The organism is Nonomuraea insulae (assembly GCF_042656245.1).
Map to the genome: position 1 here is coordinate 1 of NZ_JBHSPA010000105.1, position 18,935 is coordinate 18,935.

Consider the following 18,935-nt stretch of genomic DNA (forward strand, 5'->3'; position numbering starts at 1 on the left):
GGCTACGACCGCCCTAGATCACTACTAGATTCGCCAACAGTGTCCTCCGAGGACGCGACCAGCACAGCCTGGCCATCGTCCACTGCAGCGCGTTCTTCGTCGGTGAGGGGGATGTTCATCGGCGGGCCACAGACGCCTGCCTAGCTACTGTCCGATTTTCGGATTAGCTACCACAGGAGACTTGGCAGAACCCCGGAAGTGACAAGCTCTTCTCGACTTTGTCCGAGGCTTCCGACGATTGCGGGGCGGGTTCATTCTTGGGGCCGTGCGTCTTTTCCGCGGTCTGGCCGGGGGGTTCTCTGGTCTGTCCCGGAGGGGTGTGCTCCCGGGCGGAGGGGGTGGTGTCGGGCGGATCGAGGGCCGGGGTCGTGGAGATTGTCGGGTGGAGGCTGGGGGCGGCCGTGGGGTGACGTGTCACGGATGCGGCAGGTGTGTCTGCGTTTGTGGCGGCGTGGGCGTGCGATGTTGCGGAGGTGCGGCGGGTGGGTCGGGTGGCGGTGGGACTCGCCCGGGGTGGGGCGGTGGGCGGGGCGGTGCGTGTCGGCGTGGGCGCGCTGGCAGGTGCTGCCACTCGCCGGACGCGGGGTGGGGTCGCGGAGCCGATAGGTGTGGCGGCGCGGTGCAGGTTCAGCGCGGCCGGGATGTGGGTGGGGGCCTCGTCGGCGTCGGGAATGGGGTCCAGGGTGGGTGTGCTGGCGGGGATGCCGAGCAGGACGGTGGCGAGGACGAGATGGAGGATGCCGGTGAGGACGGTGGCGATGCGCAGCGTCTGTGCCGTGCGCTCCGCTCGGGTGGCGGGTGGAGGTGTCGGCTGGATGGTCACGACCGGGTTCGAGGTTCGGCGGCCATGGACGGTGCCCTCCTTGATTCACAGAAGTTCGCACTTGATCTAGACATGAGTGATGTTCCGAGTCAAGACCTCCGAGCGTGCTAATCGAACATGCGTCTCAGTGTGAGGTGGCCATTGGCGCAGTTCGCGCGCCGAGAAGCGGACGGTGGCGAAGTTCCTGAAAGATCGCTGGGTGTCTTCCGTGAGTCGTGGTCGGGTGTTGAAGCGGCAGGATCGAGATGTCTACGGCCGGCCTGCGCTAAGTGATCCTCCTCGGCCGCGTGAATGTCGCGCCATCGTCAGCGCGTCGAACCAGAGTGCCTGGCGGGTTCACCTGTTGGGCAGGTCAAGCTGGCGGCGCCGCGGTGATGCGCAGTGGCGGTGGTTGCTGTGAGTTTGCTGGGAGTCTGATCGCGGTCCTGAGGCGGATGATCGAGCCGACCTGCCCTGTTTACGGACAGCTACTTTGACGGTGTGTCGGAAGATCGTGACAGTCGGATGGATCTCCGCAGCGGGCGGGGTCCTCCGGTGATGGTCGGCCACACGTTCGAAAATCAGGTACGTCACCTTCCGTGAGTATTGACCAGATATGTCGTTGTATGGCGTGATTACGGCGTTTTTGCTCTTTAGATCTTCCTTATCCGCGGCCCTGGTGGTCGCGCGAAGAGTGGAGTGCCCGTGCCGCCGTTACCCCCCAGCATGTTTCCGGAGCAGGTGTCGCGCCGCCGCCGTCGTCACGTACGGTGGCGGCGCGCTATCGTCGTGGTGATCACGGTCACGCTGCTCGCCTCCCTGGCGCCGCCCACCCCGGTGCTGGCCCAGACGCCGTCGGCGCTCTCGGCCGGGCCGGGCCTGATCACCCGGGTGTCCTCCTGGCTGTCCGGCACGGTGGCGGGCTGGTTCGCCGAGGAGCCGAAGGGCGAGATACGCCCGAGCACCCAGAAGATCACATTGCCGGGGCGGGATGGCGCGCCGGCGCCGTTGAAGCTGGACCCGGTCAAGGAGCCGGGTAAGCGGGTCAAGGAGCTGACCGAGCAGCGTACGGCAGTGAGCAAGACCTTCGAGCTGACGGACGGCCGCCGCCAGGTGGAGATCTCCCCGGACCGTCAGCACGTCCAGGCCGAGGACGGCCGATGGCAGCCGGTCGACACCCGGGTGCGCGAGCACGCCGAAGACGGCTTCACGCTGGCCACGGAGCGGACCGGGTTCATGGCACGGTTCGGGGAGCGTAGCGACAAGCTCCTGCGGGTGGGTCAGGGCCAAGCGCAGCTGACGTTCGCGCTGCCCGGCGAGCCGCGGCAGGTCACGCCGGAGGTGGACGGGTCCAAGGTGACCTACCGGGGCGCATTCGGCGACGGCGCGGATCTGGTGTATGAGGTGAGCGCGTCCGGGGTGAAGGAGAACATCGTGCTCGCCCACGCCCCGGCCGGGGCACCGTCGTACGCCTTCACACTGACGGTCACGGGCGGGCTGAAAGCCCAGGCCGGCCAGGACGGGTCCATCGCGTTCGTGTCCCCGTCCGGCACCAGGCCGCTGTTCACCATCCCGAAGCCGATCATGACCGATGCCGCCGACGACCCGGCCGCGCCGACCGGCAAGCGCTTCTCCCCGGCGGCTGGCCAGACGGTGAGCCAGCAGGGTGACCAGGTGACGGTCACGGTGAGCGCGGATGCCTCCTGGCTGGCGGCGCCGGAGCGGGCCTGGCCGGTGACGATCGACCCGACCGTGGTGGTGGCCCCGGCGGCCGGCAGCTCCAAGGACGTCTCGATCGTGTCCACCGCGCCGACCACGAACTACTACTACGACCTGCGGCTGATGGTCGGCCGGTCGGGCACCAGCGTGAACCGGTCGCTGGTGCAGTTCGATCTGGCCGGGGTGGTGCCGGCCGGGACGGTGATCGACAAGGCGGAGCTCGGGCTGTACTACGACCAGACGCTGACCGCCACGGGCACCACCGCGGTGCCGCTGGAGGCCCGGGCGGTCACCAGCGCGTGGGAGGAGTCCACGGCGACCTGGAACTCGATCAACGCCGCCATGGGCGAGGTGGCCGGCACCGCCACCTACCAGCCGCCGCAGGCCAGCCTGTGGCACGCCTATCCCATGACGGGCCTGGTACGGGGCTGGGTGGACGGTTCCAAGCCCAACCACGGCGTGATGGTCAAGGCCGTCAACGAGAGCGTCGCGGGCGGCGGGCCGAGCTACACCGGCGGCGAGTACGGGGCCGGCTTCCCGGAGCACCCGATGCCGAAGCTGACGATCACCTACGGCATGCCGTCGGTGCAGCTGGCCCGCTCGCTGGTGGTGCACGCCACCGGCGCGGAGCTGTCCTGGACGCCGTACGACGGGCCCGGCAAGGTCGTGGAGTACCAGGTGCACCGCAGCACCGACTCTGACTTCACCCCATCGGCCGCCACCCTGGTGGCGCCCCTGGATGATGAGACGATCTCCTACACCGACACCTCCGCCGTCCCCACCGGCCATGTGGTCTACCGCATTGTCGCTGTCCGCGACGATGGCACGGCCTCGGCGTCCAACGCGATCCGCGAAGGGTTGCCGAACGTCGGCGTGACCCGCGCCACCATCCCGGCCAGCACCGACACCACTGTGTCCAGCTGCCGGCCCACCGCCGGTCACGACGTGCTGGACGGCCGGCCGAACGTGTCGGCGGGCTTCGGCGGCACCGCCTACGGCAACACCCGGGCGCTGCTGAAGTTCGACACCTCGGTGATCCCCACCGGCGTACAGCAGGTGAAGGCGAGCCTGCGGCTGTTCACGGTGGGCTACCGCGGCAGCGATGCGAGCTTCCACGCCTACCCGCTGACCCGCGCCTTCGACGAAACCGCCGCCACCTGGACCAACGCCGGCCCCGGAGCGCCCTGGAGCAAAGCGGGCGGCGACTATGAAACCAACCCCGTCGGGGAACCGTACATGGGCTACCCGTCCGAGGACTCCACCTGGTCGGTGATGGACGGTTTCGACGCGGTGGCCCAGCGCTGGGTGAGCGACGCCGCCACCAACCATGGCCTGCTCATCCGCGCTGATCAGGAGAACAGCAAGGCCTGCCCGACCAGCGGCAACGGCGCCACCTTTACCTCCTCCGAAACCGGCGAGCCGGAGACCCGGGCGTGGCTGTCGGCCTTCTACTACGACCCCGCCTCGATCTACCACGCCCCCGCCACCCCCGCCCGGCTGGCCGGCGGCGAGCAGCAGACCATCCCCGTCACGATCACCAACCCGACCGGCGAGACCTGGCCTGCCGGCACGACCCGGCTCAGCTACTTCTGGAAACTGCCCGACGGCACCGACATCACCGGCACCACCCAGCTGTTCACCCCGCTGACCGCCGACCTGGAATCCCTCGACACGGTCACCGTCCAGGCACAGGTCAAGGCCCCCGTGCTGAACTCCGGCAACCTGGCCGACGCCGCCTCCCTGGTCTGGGACGTCCAGGACACCGTCACCAACAACTGGAAATCGGCCACCCACCACCTGCCGCAACTGCCGCAGCAGATCCGCCTCGACTCCCCCACCAGCGACCTGCTCGGGCTGGAGAAGTTCTACTCCTACACCGGCAAGAACACCGGCGCCGGCGGCACCGCTCTGGTCAACCCGTACGCCGGCAACGTGGTGTGGAGCTACAACGCCTTCTCCAACCCCTCCCGCGGCGCGCAAACCTTCGCCCGGATGACCTACAACAGCCTCGACACCAGCGCCGCCTCACTCGGCTACGGCTGGAGCCTGCAAACCTCCACCCTGCAACGCCTCGGCTCCCAGCTCGACCTGCACCCGCCCGGCCAGCCCTGGCCCGAGCAGGTACGACTCACCGACGGCGACGGCACCACCCACGTGTGGCAGCGCGACCCACCCACCTGCACCGCCAACTGTGCGTACAAGCACCCGCGCGGCGTGCACCTGTACCTGCAGAAGACCGGCTCGCCGGATCCGCTGCGGCAGTGGGTGTTCACCAAACCGGACCGCACCCAGTTCTTCTTCGATGAGGAGGGCTTCCAGTCGGCGATCGTGGACAAGAACGGCAACACCATGTCGTTCACCTACGAGCGACGCAAGTCCAACAACAAGCCGACCAAGTTCCTGCAGTACATCACCGACGCCGCCGGCCGTAAGACGCTGACGTTGGACTACTACGCCAAGGGTCAGGACTACACCTACATCGACGACGGGACCTGGCAGCCGGTCGCCGACACCAAGCTGACCAACCCGCACATCATCGACAACGTCGCCTCGATCACCGACATCGCCGGCCGCACGGTCACCTTCGCCTACACCGACAAGGGCCTGATGGCCCGGATGATCGACGGCGCCGGCGACGATGAGGCCAAGACGTTCGGCTTCCGCTACGACGCCACCCAGGGCAACAAGAACGTCAAACTCGTCACGGTCATCGACCCCCGCGCCTACGCCGAAGCCCCGAACAACCCACAGCAGCGCGCCACCGAGCTGGACTACTACGACGCCACCGAAGACCCCGAAGACCTGTGGAAGATCCAGACCCTCACCGACCGACTCGACGGCGTGACGAAGTTCGACTACGTGGACCCGGACGGCCCGACCGAGGCCATGATCCACGCCACGGTGACCGACCCGCTCCAGCACGCCACCGCATACGTGCTGGACGCCTACGGCCGCCCCGAGAAGATCACCAACGCCAATAACGAGGACACCGTCCTGCAGTGGGACCCCGACCACAACGTGGAGCGGCTCACCGAAGCCAACGGCGCCATCAGCACGTGGGAGTACGACCAGAAGACCGGCTACCCGCTGACGATCACGGACGCCGAGGCCACCAAGAACGGCACCCGCCCCACCGTCCTGCACTATCAGGCCCCGGCCAACTTCAACGGCTACGTCGCCGACCTCGACTCCAAGACCTCCCCAGAACTCCGCACATGGCAGTTCGGCTACGACGCCAACGGCAACCTCAAGACGGTCACCGACCCAATCGGCGTCCAGACACCCGCCCAGGGCGACTACACCACGTCCTACGACTACGACCCGCTCGGCCAGCTGGTCAAGTCGACCGACGCCAACCTCAACGCCACCGGCTTCGGCGACTATGACCCGTCCGGCTACCCCAAGACCATCACCGACGCCAACCTCAAGGTCACCAACACCACCTACGACGTGCGCGGCAATGTCCTGTCGGTGACCGACGCGCTGGGCAAGAAGACCACCCAGACCTACGACCTCTTCAAACGCCCACTGGAGTCCAAGGTCCCCAAGGACCAGGACGCCTCTCCGCCGGTCCTCATCACCACCCCGGCACCGGTCTACGACCGCAACGACAACGTCACCAAGACCACCGCGCCCAACGGCGCCGTGGCCACCGCCGTCTACGACGCGGCCGACCAGCTCAAGGAATCGGTGCTGCCCAAGGACACCACCGGCGGCCCGGAGCGCAAGGCCACCTTCACCTGGGACCTGGCTGGCAACCTCAAAACCCAGACCGAGCCCAAGGGCAACGTGTCCGGCGCGAGCGCGGCCGACTTCACCACCACGTATGAGTACGACCCGATCTACCAGCTGACCGACGTCCTCAACGCCGACCAACACAAGATCACCTACACCTACGACGACGTCGGCAACACCACCAAGGTCATCGACCCTCGCAAGAACGCCACCGCCGACGCGGGCGACTACACCGCCACCTACACCTACGACCTCAACCACCAGCTCAAGACGTCCAAGGATGCAGCCGGCTACCAGACCGGGGTCGAATATGACCTGGACGGACTGCCCGTGACGCAGACCGACCAGGACAACAACCAGTCGATCACCACCTACGACGAGCGCGGCGCCGTGATCGAGACCAAGGTCCCGCACTCCCAGACCGGCGGCATCATCAAGTACGTCACCACCCGCTTCGCATACGACCCGGTCGGCAACAGGACCAGGACTATCACTCCGCGCGGCGTGGAGACCGCCGACGACCCCGACGACTTCGTCGCCGAGACTAAGTACGACAAGCTCAACCGCCCGTCGGAGGAGATCTATCCCTACGACAAGAACGACCCGGTCTACAACAAGCCCGACTCGGTCCTGTACGCCTACGACGACGTGTCCCGGCTGAAGGAGATCTCCGCCCCGCCCTCCCACGGCCAGACCATCCGCAACATCACCACGATGACCTACTGGGACAACGGCTGGGCCAAGACCACCACCGACCCCTGGGACATCAAGACCACCTACGACTACAACCAGCTCGGGCTGCAGACCAACCGCACCGTCACCAGCGCGGGCGGATCGTCGCAGCGGGCGCTGGACTGGTCGTACCACCCCGACGGCAAGCTCAAGACCCACTCCGACAACGGCGTCCCGCTCGGCCTGGACGTGGTCCTGGAGGACAACTCCGACACCGGCCAGGTGACTTCGACCGGTAGCTGGACACTCGCCTCCGGCACCACCTCAGCCTCCAACATCACAGGCCCGCAGGTCACGGCATCCACCGGCTTTGTCGGCTACGACTACGCCACCGCCCCCGCGGGCACCGGCACCAGCAGCTTCACCTGGAACCTGACCACCCCTGCCGCGGGCACCTACAAGGTAGCCGTCCGGTACCCCTCCGGCGCCACCGCCACCAACGCCGAATACACGATCAACCGCGACGGCGGTACCGACGACGTGGTCGTCGACCAGACCAAGAACTCCGGTTCCTGGGTCGAGCTCGGCTCCTACACCTTCACCGCCGGCACCGCCCACAGCATCACCCTCACCGACGCCGCCAACGGCACCGTCGCCGCCGACGCCGTCAAGCTGGTCCGCGACACCGGCGGCAGCAGCGACACCGAGAAGAAGGACTTCGCCTACACCTACGACGCCAACGCCAACCTGACCCGGATCGACGACAACTCCCCCACGGCCAAGATCGACCTGTGGGACATCGCCTACACCAACCTCAATCAGATCCACCAGATCCAGGAAAAACTCGACGGCGCCCTGAAGAACACCACCACCTACGACTACAACGAGAACAGCGCCGTCACCGTCCGCACCCACGACAAGACCGTCGCCACCTACGGCTATGACGTGCGCGACCTGGTCAACCAGGTGGTCAACAAGAAGAGCGCCACCGACCCCGCGCCGAAGACCACCGCCTACACCTACACCCCCCGCGCCGAACGCCTGACGGAGACCAAGGCCAACAACAACACCGTCACGTACGACTACTTCCTGTCCGGCGTCCTGCGCCACTCGATCGAGAAGAAGCCCAACGCGGCCGTGGTGGCCGAGCACACCATCGGCTACCAGGGCAACCTGCAGCGAGCCAGCGACCACGCCAAGATCCAGAACGCCGACAACGCCGGCGCCTACCTCGACCACGACTACGCCTACACCTACGACCCCCGCGACCGCATCGCCAAAACCGTCAAAACCCCCACCGGCGGCGGCCCGGTCGAGACCGAGATCTACTCCCACGACGCCAACAGCAACGTCTGGGAAGAGGAGGTGCTCGGCAAGAAGACCACCTTCACCTTCGACCGCAACCGCCTGATGACCTCCATCACCGATGGGGCCACCAGCACCTACACCTACGACCCCTACGGCCGCCTGCGCACCGTCCAGGGCGGCGGCAAGACTTGGGAGAAGTACACCTACGACGGCTTCGACCACGTCACCAGGCACGAAAAGCTCGGCACCGACGGCGCCACGAGCACGGTGACGACTTACACCTACGACCCGCTCAACAGGACAACGTCGAAAACGGAGAAGGAAGGTACCGCCTCTGCCAAGACCACCGCCTACTCCTACCTCGGCCTGTCCGGCGAGGTCTTGGACGAAGAGGTGGCCGGCAAACTCACCAAATCCTTCCAATACTCGCCGTGGGGTGAGCGCCTATCTCAGGTCAAGGCGAAGATCGACGGGACGGAGGAGCCGTCCTACTACGGCTACAACCCGCACTCCGACGTCGAACAAATCACCAGCGATTCCGGTGACACCCGTGCCACCTACGGCTACACCGCCTACGGCAAGAACGACGACAAGCTCTTCACCGGCGTCGACAAGCCCGATCCGGTGGACCCGACCGCCAAGGAGGAGTACAACCCCTACCGCTACAACGCCAAGCGCTGGGACAACTCCTCCGGCATGTACGACATGGGGTTCCGCGACTACAACCCCGGCCTCAACCGCTTCCTCAACCTCGACAGCTACGACGGCGCCCTCGACGACCTCGCCCTGGGCCTCGACCCATGGACTGCCAACCGCTACGCCTTTGCCGGTGGTAATCCCATCAACGGCGTCGAACTCGATGGGCACGAGCCACGTCCGGGTCACTGTCAGCCGGGTGTAAATTGCCCAACCAATGCCAAAGACATAGCGGCGGCGAACAAGGAGAACCGCAGGGGCCACGACCAGATGATCGCGAACTTCGCCTACCGCGAAATCCGAGAAGCGGTCGATAAGGTTGTCAAGGCTCTGGAGAAGATAGCGAAACCGCAAGGCGGTTTCAATGAGAACATGTATTGCAATGGCAATGTCACCTATCTCTGCGACTCTGCCAAACAAGTCGACAAGAGCCTCGAGCGGGGTGGTGTCTCGCCTCTGGACGGCATCATGGAAGGGCCCATGGGCGGATGGGTGCTCCCTGTGAAACCCGGCACGATCAGGCCTATGAAGCCGGGAGCAAAACCCTGCAACAGTTTCGTTCCGGGAACCCGTGTAGTCATGGCGGACGGCTCGTCAAAGCCGATCGAAGAGGTCGAGGTCGGTGATGAGGTCCTCGCAACCGATCCAGAGACCGGTGAGACGCGAGCCGAGCTCGTCACGGCGATCATGTCCAGCAAGGGCGATAAGCATCTCGTCCAGATCAGCATCGACACTGGCGACCGGATCGGCACGCTGATCGCTACGGATCGTCACCCGTTCTGGGTTCCCGAACTGCGGAAATGGGTCGACGCCGGAGAGCTCAAGCCAGGCATGTGGCTGCGTACGTCGGCGGGCACCTACGTTCAGGTCAAGGCGATAAAGCGGTGGACTGCCGTTCAGCGCGTACACAATATGACGGTCGCCAATGCGCACACCTACTATGTGGTGGCAGATGCGGCGTCCGTCCTTGTTCACAACAGCAATTGTTCGCTCAAGGACATCGCGGCAGGGTATCGAGCGAACAAGGCCAACGGCGTAGGGAAATCCCGAAATGTCGCGGTGGCCGAGTTCGATATCGACGGTACGAATGGCCAACTGATCGGCGTCAGCGGAGAACACCAGAATCCAGGGTCGGTAGGAATGCCGGACGATCCGATCTTCGACCGAGGCTGGAAGCAGTCCGACTCGGAGTGGTTGATTCTCGAGAAGCTCGCCAAATCGCTCAATAAAAACTCGACCGGCACTCTCAAAATATATTCCGAACGCATTGTCTGCTCGGAATGCACGGGTGTTCTTGCGCAATTCATGAAACGCTTCCCAAACATCAAGGTATACGTCTCGACGGGATAGTCGTGTAGGCGGGCGCCCTGCTTCCATTTTAACCAACGGAAGCAGGGCGCCCTTTTCTTGCATTGATTTCGCTTCTTGAGTACCATGACCGGGTGAGGGTCGCCACGTTACGTGATGACCTGGAAGTCATTCATAGGAGATAAGTTGACGGACTCGCCAGCGCACCTCGCAGTGGAATTCGAGGACCTTTCTCAACTACGTGATCTGCTTGACGCGGGTCACGATGTGGAAGACGAACAGGGTTGCCATAATGGATGGACGCTCCTTCGGCACGCGATCGACGTTGAATGGGACAGTCATGCCCAAACAGGCAATCCTTTGCAGGTCAACGTAACTGCCTATCTCCTTGCCAGAGGCGCCGATCCGCTACACCTCATCAAGGGCAGGTCAATTCTTTCTGAAGCCGAGCGTATTGGTCACTGGCTCGCCGCTGACATCATGAAGGCGTGGCTCGCCAGAGAAGGACGAGCGTGAAGCGCGATTCGGCGCATTGCGGCCCCTTCTGCTGCGGCCTCGGCCAGGCGTTATGCCTAGTCAGGGGGCGAGGCCGAACAGAAGCGAAGATGTCAGATAGGTAACACCGAGGGCCATGACAGTTCGCCACAGCCTGTGAGCTGCGGTTTTGGTCGTGTCGGCTGTAACGATTCTGCAGTCGCTCATGCAACCTGGACAAAGGCCACAGAAGTCCACGCGCGGGCCCAGGAATGCGGAAGGGTTGGCCGTGCCCCGCACCATTCCGATGCTTGGAGTCCCGTCGGTGACTGCCGCCGGCTTCCCGATGAGCAACCTCTGCCATCCGGAAACTCGGAGGATTTCACAACTGGGGTGGCCCGAGGGAGTACCGCACGCGCTGGAATGACCACAGCAGTGCCGCGACAGCGGAGCAGCGAGCGCATGGCTAACCTTGGGGCCGAGCAGCGGCGAGCGCCTGGCCCGCAAGCATTGCGGCCAGAGAACCAGCGGCCCCGCCGGGGACGTCGAGATTGCTCAAGCGGGCCAGATCGTCTTCGCCAATGGGACCCGGTGTGTCGGCGCGGTGAACGTGCACCCGTTCACCGAGGCGGGCAAGCAGGAACGGTCACCGTGTCTAGCACGCGTGCGAACTGCTGTCGTGAGCTGAAGAAAAGCGGAGTCCTCACGCTCACCGACGAGACTTTACTCGGAGCCGAGATGCTCTCAGTGGGCTGCCTCATACTTCTCCACGACGGTGGCGGCTATGCGGCCTCGCTCGCTCACCGGCAGGCCCTGAGCCTTGGCCCACTGCCTGATCTCCGTGGACTTCTCACGGCTGACCGCCCGAGAAGAACCAGAGCCTGCGCGTCGTCCGCGAACGCCCCTGTCGGCACGGACCGCGCGAGCCTTGGTGATATAGGGGGCGAGCGCCTTCTCCAACTTCCCCCTGTTCGAGCCCGACAGGTCGATCTCGTAACTCGTCCCGTCGAGAGTGAACCTCGTGGTTCCCTCGGCATCGCTGCCATCGATGTCATCGACAAAAGACTGAACAATACGCTTCGCCATTCGGGTGCTCCAATCACGTCTCAGGTTCGAGTACTGTAGCCCTCTTCAGCACATCATGCATCCCCCGGGATGTCGTGCCTACGCAAAGGAACCGTGTGTGCCGACGCGGTGCTCCAGTCCTTTTCGCCTAGGTAGCCCAGTGCCCACGGTTGGAGAGACCGGCGTTCCTGGACAAGATCTCGGCTCATAACCCGGCAGCCAACATCCCAGAAACGCCACCTACCCCCAAGGCACGCCTCAATGCTGGAACGAGCCATGCCCTTTCATTTCACCAGCCACACGCCAGAGCGCGGGGCGCAAGTGTCCGTCCAGGGCGCTGCCGCGGGCTGCTCGGACGACACTTCAACTCCAGCACGACGCACCCTTGTGAGCGCGAAAGTCGCTTGCGCCAGGTCGCCCTCACCGGCTGATCCTCCAATCCCTCGACCCGATGGTCGCGTCGGTCTCCTATTTCTTCAGCCAATGGCAATGAAGCCTGCTGTGTTGAATTTCTGTTCAGGCTCGTGGCTCAGCGCCGCGACCGCAACATATGTCATACGGAGTGCCAGATGGCAGGGGTGCCGTCGATCAATGAGTTGAGTCGGCGTTGGAGTTCGAGGGCGATGGCGGGTTGGTCGGCGGAGCGGATGTAGGCGGCGAGGGACCGGACTTCGCGGGCGGCGCGCAGGAGGTGTGCGGCGGGGTGATGTTCGAGTTCGGGGTCGATGCCGTACGTGCGGCAGAAGCCGGTCCACCGCGTGTGGGGGCGGCCGAAGCGGTGGTGTCCCATCATCGTGGGGATGAGGTCCTGCAGGCGAGGGCCGCAGGAGGTGGAGTCCCAGTCGCCCAGGAGCCAGCGGGTCTGGTCGGCGAACAGGTTGCCAGTGTGGGCGTCGCCGTGGATCAGCCCGTAGCCGAGCGGCGGGTCGAGTCCGGCGTAGGCGGCCTCGATGCAGGTGCAGCGGTCCAGGAGCCAGGTCCGCTGCGCTCGGGTGAGCACGCTGCCGGCAGGGCTGTGGCCGGTGCGGTCGGGATGGGTGGTGAGGTCGGCGCGAAGACTGCCCAGGGGCTGGAGGGTGGACGCGGTCACCGGTATGTCCGCGTGGTGGAGCCGGCGCAGAAGTTGGGCCAGGTGCTCTGGCTGGGGTCGGTTCTGGGTGGTGCCGGTGACGTGATGCCAGACGGTGGCGATCCAGTCGTCGATGGTGGCGGGCTGGTCGATGGCGACCGGTCGGATCGTAGGAAAGCCCTGCCCGGCCAAGACGGCGGTGATCTGTACAGCGGCGTGGGCGCGGGCGAGCACGGCCGTGTTACCGGGTGCGTGCCGCAGCCGCAGCACCAGGCGGGGGCGGGGAAGGTGGTAGACCGCGTTGGCGCGATGGTGCAGCAGCCGGGCGTTTCGGGCGTCCAGGCCGAGCAGGCTGCACGCGCGGGCCGGTGGCGGAGCGGTCATCGGCGAGCCCAAGGCCTTCCCGTTAGGTGCCGAGTTCGGCACGGAGGTGGTCGGCGAACTCGCGCGCGTCGGGGTGGCTGCGGTGACGCTGTGTTAGGCGGGTGGCGAAGTCGCGTACCTGGGCCACGGCGCGCGCGGAGGTGAGTTCCTTGGCCGCGCGGACGGCCGGGCGGGCGTGGGCCAGGGCGCCGTCCAGGTCGCCCAGGTCGAGGCGGGCCTGGGCGGCGTGGACCCGGTTGAACTGGATGGAGCGCAGGTACGTGGGGGCGAAGCCGGCCAGGGCTTGTTCGGCGTGGTCGGCGGCGCGCTGGTGCTCGCCGACGCGGTGCCAGCAGTAGCCGACTTCGGCGGCCAGTTCGGCGGGGCCGAAGGCTGCGATCCAGGCCGGGTCGTCCTCGCGGGTGGCGGGGGTATAGGTGTGTTCGGCTTCGGCGAGCAGGTCGGCCACCCGGCGGCGAGTGAACGTATCCGGTTGCTCGGTGCCGGCGGCTACGGCGAAGGCGCGGGCCCGGCGCAGATGCAGCAGCGCCATCACCCGGGGTGAGGCGTGGCCGCGCCGGCCTGCCTCGATGGCGGCGCCGGTCAGGCGGATGGCCCAACGACCGTGATCCAGGTCGCAGGCCTGCTGGGCCAGAGCTGCCAAAATCCAGGCGCTGGTCAGGTCGTCGTCGGCCTGTTTGGCCAGCTTCAGCGCCTGGCCGAGGTGCTGCTGGGCCTGGCCGTGGGCGCCGAGGTCGAAGGCCATCCACCCGGCGGTGCGCGAGATGCGGGCGGCGGCGCTCATCAGCGCGCGGCCGACGTCCTCGCGGTAGCGGCCACGCAACAGCGGGGCAAGCGTGACGTTCATGAAGTCGGTGACCGCCGGACGGACGAGACCGGCGCCGAACTGGTGGTCCATCTGAATGAAGGCCCGATGCGCCTCCTGCACACGCTGCACGTCGGCCCACCCCACCCGACTCCCGCCCGCAGCGACAGCGGCCGCCTCGCCTGCCGCCGATCCGATGGTGGCGTCGTAGCGCCAGGCCAGCAGCCACTCCCCCAGCAGTCCGGGCGCGAACGGCAGCGCCGCGAGCAGGTGACGCCTCGAGGCATCCATTTCCCACCTCCACAGCTGATCGACCCCGTCGGCCCCGCAGGCCGCCAGATCGACCTCATCGATGCAGTCCTCACCAGGAACCTCGCCCGCCGGTGACGCGGCCTCCAGCCAGCGCTCCACCTCCGCGGCCTCGACCTGCCACGCCTCGGACAGGCGGGCCCGGTAGACCGGGCGCACGCTTTGTTCGCCGCGTTCCCACCGGGCCCACGTCGTCGTGGACACCCCGATCAGTTCGGCGGCCTGCTCCTGGGTGAGGCCGTGCCGGACACGGGCGCGCACCAGTTCCGGACGACCGCCCTGGTGTTGCCGTTTGCGCTGGTCCACCGCGTGCCACGCTCCCTCACCATCTAGGGGACCACACAGTGTGCATCGCCAACACCCAGCAAGCCAGTCCACCACCGAAATGACCAGCAAACGACCACCGCACCGGCACCGACCATGGCCGGTCACGGTAAACGCCCAGGTCACGACGTTCACAACAGACCCGCGTGCCCGATTGCATGGACGACGTCACAGCGCGTGACCTCACGGGCCGTCACGCCCCGCGCTGTGACCAACGGGGAAATTCTCGCCCGGCCGTGTTCCTGCCCTACCCGGCCGGGCGAGACTCCTCGCCCCATGAAGGAGGTCCCTGAGACAGGCGGCATGCGCGCTCACCGGGACACGGCACGAAAGGAGCGCTGGATGCCGCCCATGGCTGGCCAGGTCGAGGGGAGGCGGTGGCATGTCCTTCCCGTCCACCGGCCTCCCCCACGCAACGGACGGACTCCGCTCTGCGACGGCACGCCTTCTCCAGGCGGACGCGCAGGTGGTGCCTGTCCGCCCTGGCCAGCCTCTCCTCAACTCAACGCCCGAGCCTGCGGCCGCTCCCCCGCCCCGGACGCAACGACGACCGTCATGTCGCGTGCCGCGCCGACATGAGAGCCGACATTAGAGGCGCAGCGTCGTGATCACGTGGCACCCGTATCAGAGTGCTACCGGCAAACCTCCTCGGATCAGGGGTGTCTGCTGCTGTGACGCCTACCAGTTCGGATGCCAGGGCGCCCAGTATCTGATTCTGCGGCGCAACAGCCTGGGCGATCTCGAGGAGACCGCGCGAGGCCCTCATCAGCGCGCTCGTGCGATATGGCGGCAGTTGCTCATTGAACACGCCGAGCACTGCTGCCAGCAGGACCACGAGAGGGTGGACATCTGGCTGTAGCAGGTGCGATCGACAAGTGGGGTAGGCCTGCCAAGGAACTCCGGGAGTTCCTTGGCAGGCCCCTCTTCGAGCGGGTCAGGAAAGCAGCACCAGCGTCCTACCTAGGCAGGCGTCCCCGCCTTCCGCACTTGCCGTAGGTGTGGCTCCCGGCTCGCCTCCGCCGGCTCAGCTCCGCACGTTCCGGCGTCATCCTTGCGAGCCGTGATCTGGAAGGTCGCCATCGTCCTGGCCGGCGGAGCCCAGCAGTGCCCGCAGCCCGCGTAGCGGCACGGCGTACCGGCCGCCGATCCTCAACACCGGGCAGGGGAACTGGCCGGTCTTGGCCAGCCGGTAGGCCGTGGTGCGGCCCATACCGAGCATCCGCCCGGCCTCGATGAGGCCCACCACCAGAGGCCGGCTCGCCATAGCCCGCGTTCGTAGCGGATGCTGGTGCGGCGGGTCTTGTAGCGTGAACATCGCATCATCTGCCTGCTCTTTCACTGATCACCTCGCAGGAGAGTGCCCGCCTGCGTGCGTCCAGCGCTCGAAACGAGCGGCTCGGCGGACGCGGGCGACGGCCGCTTGCGCAGCACGAGCAGGTCCTCGTGCGCGATGGCGTGAATGGGCAGCCCCCGCGCCCACCCCTTGCGCGCCTCATGGAGCTGGAAGAACGACGCCCGGTTCAGCAGACTGCCGTCGCCGAGCCCGCACAGCAGGCACACGATCCGATCCACGAACACCAGCCCGGCCTGCTCGGCCAGCTGGTGGACGTGGCCGGGCAGGTCGATCAGCTCGCCGCGTACCCGGTAAGGCCGCACCGTGATCGCCGCGACCCCGCCCGGCCGCAGCAGCTCTACGCACCCGGCCAGAATGCGGCCGAACCCATCAAGGAGTTGCGGGAGCTGCTGGTGGGCGAGGTTGCTGCGGTCGGCCGAGTAGCGCTGGTTCCACTTACGCACGCCCGGCTCGCCGGTGTCGCGGCTGGAGCGGATGTGCCCGTGCGTGGCCGCCCCGTACGGGGGCGAGGTGAGCACCAGCGCTGCCCGCCCGACCAGGTCGGGCAGCAGCCGGGCGATGTGCCGGGAGTCCCCGGCCATCACCCGTCCGAACCCCGGTGCCCCCTGCTTTCGGGCGTGGCCCAGGTTGGCGACCGCCAGGCGCGCCCACCTCTCCTCATACTCCACGCCCGCAGCGTGCCTGCCCAGATGAGCGGCCTCGACCAGGGTGGTGCCGATCCCGCACATCGGATCGACCACCAGCTCACCGGATGCGGTGTAGGTCTCGATCACCCTGGCGGCGATCGAGGGCAGCATCTTGCCCGGATGCCGCATCGACTCCGGCACGTACCGGCCCTGACGTTGAACCCGCGACGGCTGCTGCCCGGTCGCCCACACCGACGTCGTCACCTCGACCATCAACGCTCACCCCCAGCCTGCTCCGTGGGCTCGGCGACGTCCTGCGCGCTGGAGCCGCCAGCGGACGGCATCGTCGCCTCCGGAGGCGATGAGGGCCTGCTTGGCCGGGTGAACAACAGCACGTCCGAGTGCGTCCGCGCGGTCGCCGGCAACCCGGCGCACTCCGGCAGCTCCTCGATCGCGGCCAAGGCTCGGCGGGAGAGATCTGGGTCGATGCATTCGCCGCGAGCGGGATGTCGCAGGGCGATGATGTGCTGCAGATACACCAGCCCCGCATCGCGGGCGCGGGCGATGATCTCCGGCACCGGGTCGACCACACCGCCTTCACGGTGCAGGCCAGTGACCACCGCCAGATGCCCGCCCGGCTTCACCAGCCCCGCCGCGCAGGCAACGTCGAAGACCTCGACTCCAGCCTCGAAACCTGGCCAGCAGGTGGGCCGGCCCAGGGGCTGCCGGCAGGTCTGCTCGGCCACGACCAACACCGCGCCGCCAGCGAGATCGGCCAGCACCGGGGACTCGTGGCCAGGGTCGGCGACCCGCAGTTCAGTGACCTCCAGATCGAAGTTGGGATGTGTGCGGGCGAGGCAGGTCCAGGACACGCCCGCACGGCCCGCGTCGGTGAAGACAGCCACCGGCAGGCAGCCCGCCGTCAGCGCTGCCGAGACGAGCTGGTGATCGCTAGCGCCGAGATGGACCACGGTCTCGCCCAGCCGCGCGCACGCCGCGACCAGGTGGCGGGCGAGCGGGCCGCTGACCGGATGGCAGCAACCCGCCGGACAGGTCGCCCTCGATTCGGTGTCGACTGCAGCCAGCCACACCGACAGCGGCAGGTGCCCCCGAACCGCATCCTGAGCCTCCCGCACTACCCGAAGGCCGGGCTCACGGAGCTGGGCATCCGGTTCGGACGCGATGGACAAGGAGTCGGCCGTAGCAGGCCCGGTAGAGACGGAAGAGCTAGCGGATGTGGAAGCGGTTGAGGTGGTGGTGGGTTCGGTCATGTGGGTGTGGCCCGAGTACCGGGCCACCGATCCCTGTCATTGATCTAAATACCTGCCGCAAGACCCGAGTTGGGACAAGCCGTCAAGCAAAGGTTCAGCAAGATCACTCATGCCGTCCCCTCGCCGGACGCCTCCTCTCGGAGGCTTCGGGCTCCTCATCCACAGCCTGGGGGCAACTGCGACGGTCAGGCGCTCGCCAGATCGTGGAGGCTGACTCGCATCTGAAAGATGTCTTCCTGCATCCCACCCATGCTGTTCGCTTTTCGCATCTAATGATCACGTAGATAACGATGCTGCGTACGGGTCGAATGCTGGGGTCCAGCCCGTACGGAGGCATGCGGCCGGACGTGCCAAGCCATCCAGGCCAGCGCCCACGCTCCCGTATCTCCTCTCTTCAGCACTTCATTTGGAGCGTGTTTTCGCAGGTCACAGCGTTTTCGTGCATGTTCCGGGCAACGTTCGTCACCAGCTCCACCAGGTCGCCCACCCGCCGTCGGCCGGTGCGACCTAGGCTGAGAGGAGGACACAGCGAGGCATGTCAGCAGGAGGCGATCTGCATGCCGAGCCGGAAGGATGAACTCGCCGAACGCCGCTTTGCCAAGCTCGTCGACCAGCTCAAGGCGAGGATGGCTGCCTGCCTCATATACCGCGCCTTCTACGGCCAGCTCATCCTCACCCACGCCGCGGTCGCAGAGCTGGGCGAACTGGCCGAAATACGGCGAGCTGCACGCGCGGCGGGATGGCAGCTCGGCTGGAGGTTCGGACCCACGCCACCGACGAGGGAACGCTCATCATCGTCGACGACCGCGAGCCGCCCCAGGAGGTACGGCGTTGCCATCGACAGCGTGTGCAGGCGGCATGGCATGGGGTAGTCGACAGGCCGAGTTGCTGCCCATTCACGTCGACGGAGACGGCGATCACGATGAAGAGGAGCCGAGGGCAAGGCCGTGGTCCCGAATGCCAAGAAGGAGGCGATCTCGTTGACGACGTCGCCTCTGGCCCTCCGAGTAATGA

The 18,935-nt window shown here is 66.6% G+C and carries 9 protein-coding genes; 3 read left to right on the forward strand and 6 right to left on the reverse strand.

The features are described from left to right. The first annotated feature begins 1,507 nt into the window (after positions 1–1,507). Both ACFPZ3_RS59925 and ACFPZ3_RS59930 read left to right on the forward strand, forming a co-directional pair. A complete protein-coding gene (locus ACFPZ3_RS59925; protein WP_379523400.1) occupies positions 1,508–10,282 on the forward strand; it encodes a DNRLRE domain-containing protein in 8,775 nt (2,924 codons plus the stop codon). A gap of 171 nt (positions 10,283–10,453) precedes the next feature. Then, positions 10,454–10,756 (forward strand): ankyrin repeat domain-containing protein, encoded by a 303-nt coding sequence (locus ACFPZ3_RS59930; protein WP_379523401.1) that lies wholly within the window; start codon positions 10,454–10,456, stop codon positions 10,754–10,756. Positions 10,757–11,458: 702 nt separating this feature from the next. On the opposite strand, the gene ACFPZ3_RS59935 is transcribed toward ACFPZ3_RS59930, so the two are convergent. From ACFPZ3_RS59935 to ACFPZ3_RS59960, 6 genes are all read right to left on the reverse strand, one after another. Next, on the reverse strand, positions 11,459–11,800 hold the full coding sequence (locus ACFPZ3_RS59935; RefSeq protein ID WP_379523402.1) for a histone-like nucleoid-structuring protein Lsr2: 342 nt from the start codon (positions 11,798–11,800) through the stop codon (positions 11,459–11,461). 532 nt (positions 11,801–12,332) lie between these two features. Then, on the reverse strand, positions 12,333–13,232 hold the full coding sequence (locus ACFPZ3_RS59940; protein WP_379523403.1) for a phosphotransferase enzyme family protein: 900 nt from the start codon (positions 13,230–13,232) through the stop codon (positions 12,333–12,335). Positions 13,233–13,254: 22 nt separating this feature from the next. Continuing rightward, a complete protein-coding gene (locus ACFPZ3_RS59945) occupies positions 13,255–14,652 on the reverse strand; it encodes a helix-turn-helix domain-containing protein (RefSeq protein ID WP_379523404.1) in 1,398 nt (465 codons plus the stop codon). A 1,063-nt stretch (positions 14,653–15,715) separates the two neighbouring features. Continuing rightward, entirely contained in the window at positions 15,716–15,934 is a 219-nt protein-coding gene (locus ACFPZ3_RS59950; RefSeq protein WP_379523405.1) for a helix-turn-helix transcriptional regulator, read from the reverse strand. A 71-nt stretch (positions 15,935–16,005) separates the two neighbouring features. Beyond that, entirely contained in the window at positions 16,006–16,923 is a 918-nt protein-coding gene (locus tag ACFPZ3_RS59955) for a TRM11 family SAM-dependent methyltransferase (protein ID WP_379523406.1), read from the reverse strand. Continuing rightward, the gene (locus tag ACFPZ3_RS59960) at positions 16,923–17,840 is read right to left on the reverse strand and encodes a hypothetical protein (protein WP_379523407.1); all 918 of its coding nucleotides are present in this window, start codon (positions 17,838–17,840) and stop codon (positions 16,923–16,925) included. Before ACFPZ3_RS59960 ends, ACFPZ3_RS59955 begins: the two co-directional genes overlap by 1 nt. Positions 17,841–18,478: 638 nt before the next feature. Here ACFPZ3_RS59960 and ACFPZ3_RS59965 point away from each other — a divergent pair. Next, a complete protein-coding gene (locus tag ACFPZ3_RS59965; RefSeq protein WP_379523408.1) occupies positions 18,479–18,793 on the forward strand; it encodes a hypothetical protein in 315 nt (104 codons plus the stop codon). Positions 18,794–18,935 lie beyond the last annotated feature (142 nt).